Source organism: uncultured Sphingomonas sp. (assembly GCF_964237155.1).
Lineage (GTDB): Bacteria > Pseudomonadota > Alphaproteobacteria > Sphingomonadales > Sphingomonadaceae > Sphingomonas.
This window is the reverse complement of sequence record NZ_CAXSHH010000023.1, coordinates 34,808-41,114: the sequence shown is the minus strand read 5'-3', so window position 1 is coordinate 41,114 and position 6,307 is coordinate 34,808. Positions and strand designations below refer to the sequence as shown.

Sequence of the window (6,307 nt, the reverse complement as noted above, 5' to 3'; positions counted from 1 at the left end):
TCCGGTTGCTCGGGCACAATATGGGACCCGTGGAGGAAACGGCGGAATGAACATGATCACGGACCTGCTCCCCTCCCGCCTGCGGGAGGGGCTGGGGGAGGGCCCTTCCGGGCAAGCGCCGGCTCTCGCCGAGACGGCCCTCCCCCGACCCCTCCCGCGAGCGGGAGGGGAGAGTCGCACCGACTGGACGCGCGCGGAGGTCGCCGATTTGTTCGACCTGCCCTTCACCGAGCTCCTGTTCCGCGCCGCGACCGTCCACCGCGCGCATCACGCGCCGGACGAGGTGCAGTTATGCACGCTGCTATCGATCAAGACGGGCGGGTGTCCGGAGGATTGCGGGTATTGCTCGCAGTCCGCCTATGCCGACACCGATGTGGGCGCGAGCAAGCTGATGGACGTGGACGCCGTCCTCGCCAGCGCGGCGGAGGCCAAGGCGGCGGGGTCGCAGCGTTTCTGCATGGGCGCGGCGTGGCGCAACCCCAAAGACCGCGACATGGACGCGGTGGTCGCGATGGTGGCGGGCGTGCGCGCGATGGGGCTGGAGACGTGCATGACGCTGGGCATGCTGACCCCGATTCAGGCCGATCGCTTGGCCGAGGCGGGGCTCGATTATTACAACCACAACATCGACACCTCGCCGGAGCACTACGGTTCGGTCATCACCACAAGAACCTTCGCGGACCGACTGGAAACGCTGAAAAATGTTCGCCGCGCGGGGATCAGCGTGTGCTGCGGCGGGATCGTTGGCATAGGTGAGGATCGTCAGGATCGCGTCGGTTTCATCCACGCGCTCGCCACCTTGCCGCGTCATCCCGAAAGCGTGCCGGTCAACGCGCTGGTGCCCGTCCCCGGCACGCCGCTGGGCGACATGCTCGCGGGCACGCCGATGGCGAAGATCGACGATATCGAGTTCGTCCGCACCGTCGCGGTCGCGCGGGTGACGATGCCGCTGAGCATGGTCCGGCTGTCGGCAGGGCGCGAGTCGATGTCGGACGCGACCCAGGCGCTGTGCTTCCTGGCGGGCGCGAACTCGATCTTCACGGGCGACAAGCTGCTGACCGCGGGCAATGCGGGCGGCGGCGCGGACGCGGCGTTGTTCGCGAAGCTGGGGCTCACCCCGATGGCGGGCGGGGAGCCGATGCGGGCGATGGGGGAGTGAACTGGGCTCGAGTGTATCTGACGCTTTGGATCATTCTGTTTGGCATCATTCCAGCAGCGGTGGTCGCCTACTTCGCTCTGCTTCTAAACACCCCTTGTAGATTCAACGATGCACCGTTCTGTACGAACTCGGTCTGGCGAGAATGGGTGCTGGTTGTAGCGATCGTGAGTAGCACTTGCTTAGCACTCTGGGCGCTGCATCGGCAAAAGCGGTAGGGACAAGATGTTCAAGAAAATCCTGGTCGCTAATCGCGGCGAGATTGCCTGTCGGGTAATGCGGACGGCCAAGCGGATGGGGATCGCGACGGTGGCGGTCTATTCGGACGCCGACGCGCGCGGCCCCCACGTGCTGATGGCCGACGAGAGCGTGCGGCTGGGGCCGGCGGCGGCGTCGGAGAGCTATCTGCGGCCTGAGCTGATCCTGCTCGCGGCCAGGGAGACGGGGGCGGACTGCATCCATCCGGGCTACGGCTTCCTGTCGGAGCGCGAGAGCTTCGCGCGCGCCTGCGCCGAGGCGGGGATCGCGTTCGTCGGGCCGCCGCCCAACGCGATCGCGGCGATGGGGGACAAGATCGAGTCCAAGAAGCTCGCGCGGGCCGCGGGCGTCAACGTCGTGCCGGGGTTCCTGGGCGAGATCGACGACACCGACCACGCGGTGCGGATCGCGGGCGAGATCGGCTATCCGGTGATGATGAAGGCGTCGGCGGGCGGCGGCGGCAAGGGAATGCGGCTCGCCTGGAGCGAGCAGGACGTGCGCGAGGGGTTCGAGGCGACCAAGCGCGAGGGGCTGGCGAGCTTCGGCGACGACCGCGTGTTCATCGAGAAGTTCATCGAGAGCCCGCGGCATATCGAGATCCAGCTGCTGGGGGATCAACACGGCAATATCGTCTACTTGAACGAGCGCGAATGCTCGATCCAGCGGCGGCACCAGAAGGTGGTCGAGGAGGCGCCGTCGCCCTTCGTCACGCCCGAGATGCGCCGCGCGATGGGCGAGCAGGCGGTCGCGCTGGCGCGGGCGGTAGGATACTACAGCGCGGGCACGGTGGAGCTGATCGTGTCGGGCGCGGATACGACCGGACAGGGCTTCTACTTTCTCGAGATGAACACGCGGCTCCAGGTCGAGCATCCGGTGACGGAGGCGGTGACCGGGCTCGACCTGGTCGAGCAAATGATCCGGGTGGCGGCGGGGGAGCCGCTGGGGTTCGGGCAGGACGATGTGCGGCTGAACGGCTGGGCGGTCGAGAACCGGGTCTATGCGGAAGACCCGTATCGCGGGTTCCTGCCGAGCACCGGGCGGCTGGTGCGCTACAATCCGCCCGCTTCTTCTACTCCCCTCCCGCTCGCGGGAGGGGAGCAAAAGAGGTCCTACGTCCGCGTCGACGACGGCGTGGTCGAGGGGGGCGAGGTGTCGATGTTCTACGACCCGATGATCGCCAAGCTGATCACCTGGGCCCCGACGCGTGAGCAGGCGATCGACGCGCAGGTCCAGGCGCTCGACGCGTTCGAGATCGAGGGGCCGGGCAACAATCTCGATTTCCTGTCGGCGCTGATGCAGCATCCCCGCTTTCGATCGGGCCAGATCACGACGGGGTTCATCGCGGAGGAGTATCCCGACGGCTTCACCGGCGCGCCCGCGAGCGCCGCGCTGGTGCGGACGCTGGCGGCGGTCGCCGCGTTCGCCGCGACCGCCCATGCCGACCGCGCGCGGCGGGTGGACGGGCAGCTTGGGCGGCGGCTGCGCCCGCCCGCCGATTGGGTGGTGCGGATCGCGGGCGTCGACCATGCGGTGACGGTGTCGACCGACGGGCTGACGGTCGATGGCGACGCGCTCGATCTGGGCGTCGAATACACGCCGGGTGACCGGATAATCGAGGTCGAGCGCGACGACGAGACGCTCACCGTCCGCATCGCGCCGACGCGCGCCGGGTTCCGGCTGACCACGCGCGGGCGCTCGCATGTCGCGCGCGTGTTGCCTGCCCATGTCGCGCCCTATGCCAAGCACCTGCTCGAAAAGGTCCCGCCCGACCTGTCGCGGTACCTGCTCGCGCCGATGCCGGGGCTGCTCGTGCGGATCGACGTGGTCGTGGGCGACCGGGTGGAGGCGGGGCAGCCGCTGGCCGTCGTCGAGGCGATGAAGATGGAGAACATCCTGCGCGCCGGCAAAGCGGGCCGGGTCAAGACGGTCGAGGCGACGGCGGGCGAAAGCCTGGCCGTCGATGCCGTGATCCTGGAGCTGGAATAAAGCCCCACGCGTAAATCGCTGGACGCGCTCTCCCGCGTTCCCCATCTGCGGCGGCACATGCAGCGTATCCGCGTCGTCCTCCCGCTTCTCCTCCTGTCCGCCTGCACGGTCGGCCCCAACTATCGCCCGCGCGGGCCGGCCGAGCTGGGGGTGCCGGACGCCTACTCCGTACCCGCGTCGGCGGAGCGCGAGGATCTGACGCGCTGGTGGACTCGGTTCGACGATCCGGTGCTCGGGCGGTTGGTCGAGCAGGCGTCGATAGCCAACCTGGACATCGCGCAGGCGGTCGGGCGGCTGCGGCAGGCGCGCGAGGGGTTGCTCCAGTCACGCGCGGGGCTGCTCCCGACGCTGACCGGGTCGGCGGGGTACAACCGCTCGTTCAACCTGATCGGCGGGGGGACGGCGGTGACGTTGCCCGACGGGACGATCACGACCATCACGCGATCGGCGGGGGGCAACTTCTCCGTCGGGCTCGATGCGCGGTACCAGGTCGGGCTGTTTGGCGAAGTGCGCCGCACCGTCGAGTCGACGCGCGCGCAGTACGCGGCGGCGGGCTTCGATCAGGCGGCGGTACTGCTGACGGTGCAGAGCGAGGTGGCGCAGAATTACGTGATCGCGCGCGGGCTGCAGGCGCAGATCGCCAATGCGCGGTCCAGCCTGGCGCTCCAGGACGACAATCTGGAGATCGCCGGGTTCCGGGTGCAGGCGGGGCTCGCCACCTCGCTCGATGTCGAGCAGGCGCGCCAGCAACGCGCGCAGACCGCCGCGACGATCCCGCAGTTCGAGCAGCAGTTGAACGGCGCGCTGTCGCGGCTGGGCGTGCTGACGGGGCAGGCGCCCGGCGCGCTCAAGCCCGAGCTCGCCGCGCCGCGCCCGATCCCGACGGGGCCGCGCATCGTCGGGGCGGGGGTGCCGGCCGACACGCTCCGGCGGCGGCCCGACGTGCGCGCGGCCGAGCGCCAGCTCGCCGCCGCCACCGCCGAGATCGGGGTGGCGCAGGCGGCGCTTTATCCCGCGCTGGCGCTGTCGGGGAATGTCAACACCAACGCGGCCGGGCTGGGCGGGTTGGGCGATGCGATCACCGGCGCGCTGTTCGCGGGGGTGACGCAGGCGATCTTCAACGGCGGGCGGCTCCGCAGCCAGGTCCGCGGCGCGCGCGCGGGCGCGGACATAGCCTTCGCCGCCTACCGGGGCACGGTGCTGACCGCGTTGGAGGATGTGGAGAACGCGCTGGCCGCGCTCGCCTCGGCGCAGGCGCGCGAGCGGGAGTTCGGCGTCGCGCTCGACGCGGCGAATAACTTCGCGATCCTGAGCCGCAGCCAGTACCGGGCGGGCTTGAGCGATTTCACGACGCTGGCGCAGGCGGAGGCGGCGTTGTTCAACGCGCGGAACGGCGCGACGCAGGCGCGCGCGGACGCGGCGACGGCGACCGTGCAGCTCTTCTCGGCGCTGGGCGGCGGTTGGGATCCGGAGGTGACGCCGGTCGCGCCCGAACGGACAGGAGCCCGTTGATGCCTGATGAGAAGATCGACGATTTCCTGGGCGTGAAGCCCGCGCCCCGGTGGCGGCGCTGGGTAAAATGGGCGCTGATCGCGACCGGGTTCGCGCTCATCGCGTTGACGTTGGTGCGCTGCTTCGGCGGCGACGACGAGATCGAATACGCGACCGCGCCCGTTCGGCGCGGCGACCTGACGGTCAGCGTGTCGGCGACGGGCAAGCTCGCCCCGACTAACCAGGTCACCGTAGGCTCGCAGCTGTCCGGGCTGGTCACGCGCGTCGTCGCCGACGTCAACGACCGGGTGAGCGAGGGCCAGCCGCTGGCGCTGATCGATCCGGAACAGCTCGACGCGCAGATCCGGCAGGGCGAGGCCGCGCTCGCCGCCAACGTCGCGGGGGTGAACCAGGCGAGGGCGACGGTGGGCGAGGCGCAGGCGCAGCTCGCGCGGCTGGAGGAGGTCCGGCGGTTGTCGGGCGGGCGCGTGCCATCGGCCGCCGAGCTCCAGACGGGCCGCGCCAACGCGCAGCGCGCGGTGGCGTCGCTCGGCGTCGCGCAGGCGAACGTGACGGCGGCGAACGCACAGCTGGCGCAGAGCCGGACGCAGCGGGCGCGGGCGATCATCCGCTCGCCGGTCGCGGGCGTGGTGCTCGCGCGCGCGGTCGATCCCGGCCAGACGGTGGCGGCGTCGTTCAACACGCCCACCCTGTTCGTGATCGCGGAGGACTTGACCGCGATGAAGCTGGAGGTCGCGATCGACGAGGCCGACGTCGGCGCGGTGCAGGTCGGGCAGCGCGCCAGCTTCGTGGTCGACGCGTTCCCGGGGCGGACCTTTCCGGCGGCCATCACGCGAGTGGACCTGGGGTCGAACCTGACCGTCAGCAGCGCGGCGTCGTCGACCGCGACAACAGCCGCGACGGGGCAGGTGGTGAGCTACGCGGCCGACCTGTCGGTCGCCAACCGGGGCGGCGAGCTCAGGCCGGGCATGACCGCGACCGCCGACATCGTGACCAGCGAGAAGAAGGGCGTGCTGCTGGTCCCCAACGCCGCCTTCCGCTTCCGTCCGGGCGCGGGCGGGGCGCAGGGCGGCGGGATCGCCGGGGCGATCGTGCCGCGCGGGCGGCGGGGCGGCGGCGGGCAGGGACGGCCCGAGCGGACCGCGACCGTCGGGCGGGGCGGGACGCAGCGGATCTTCGTGCGTGGCGCGGACGGCCGACCGCAGCCGCGCCAGGTGACGACCGGCGACACCGACGGCACGGTGACGGAGGTGCTGTCCGGCCTACGCGCGGGCGAGCAGGTGATCACCGGCCAGCTGGCGGGCGAGAGCGACGCGGCCGGCGGGCGTGGTGGGCGCAGCGGCGGCGGTGGTGGTCGGCGCGGGGGCGGCGGTGGACCGGGCGCGGGTGGCTGAT

At 71.0% G+C, this 6,307-nt stretch carries 4 protein-coding genes; all 4 read left to right on the top strand.

Features of this window, described 5'->3' with window-relative positions:
- The first annotated feature begins 46 nt into the window (after positions 1–46).
- The 4 genes from bioB to ACFE71_RS07395 all read left to right on the top strand — a co-directional run bounded on the left by bioB (position 47) and on the right by ACFE71_RS07395 (position 6,306).
- Entirely contained in the window at positions 47–1,159 is a 1,113-nt protein-coding gene (gene bioB / locus ACFE71_RS07410; RefSeq protein ID WP_375428169.1) for a biotin synthase BioB, read from the top strand.
- 222 nt (positions 1,160–1,381) lie between these two features.
- Positions 1,382–3,400: a biotin carboxylase N-terminal domain-containing protein gene (locus ACFE71_RS07405; protein ID WP_375428168.1), complete on the top strand. Its 2,019-nt coding sequence runs from the start codon at positions 1,382–1,384 to the stop codon at positions 3,398–3,400.
- A 57-nt stretch (positions 3,401–3,457) separates the two neighbouring features.
- Positions 3,458–4,912 (top strand): efflux transporter outer membrane subunit, encoded by a 1,455-nt coding sequence (locus ACFE71_RS07400; RefSeq protein ID WP_375428167.1) that lies wholly within the window; start codon positions 3,458–3,460, stop codon positions 4,910–4,912.
- Positions 4,912–6,306, top strand: a complete 1,395-nt coding sequence (locus ACFE71_RS07395; RefSeq protein ID WP_375428166.1) for an efflux RND transporter periplasmic adaptor subunit — start codon at positions 4,912–4,914, stop codon at positions 6,304–6,306. Before ACFE71_RS07400 ends, ACFE71_RS07395 begins: the two co-directional genes overlap by 1 nt.
- The last annotated feature ends 1 nt before the right edge of the window (position 6,307 follow it).

Bases quoted from the DNA above. Each gene is read 5' to 3' on its own strand.
- bioB (WP_375428169.1), top strand. From the start codon at position 47: ATGAACATGATCACGGACCTGCTCCCCTCCCGCCTGCGGGAGGGGCTG.
- ACFE71_RS07395 (WP_375428166.1), top strand. From the start codon at position 4,912: ATGCCTGATGAGAAGATCGACGATTTCCTGGGCGTGAAGCCCGCGCCC.
- ACFE71_RS07405 (WP_375428168.1), top strand. From the start codon at position 1,382: ATGTTCAAGAAAATCCTGGTCGCTAATCGCGGCGAGATTGCCTGTCGG.
- ACFE71_RS07400 (WP_375428167.1), top strand. From the start codon at position 3,458: ATGCAGCGTATCCGCGTCGTCCTCCCGCTTCTCCTCCTGTCCGCCTGC.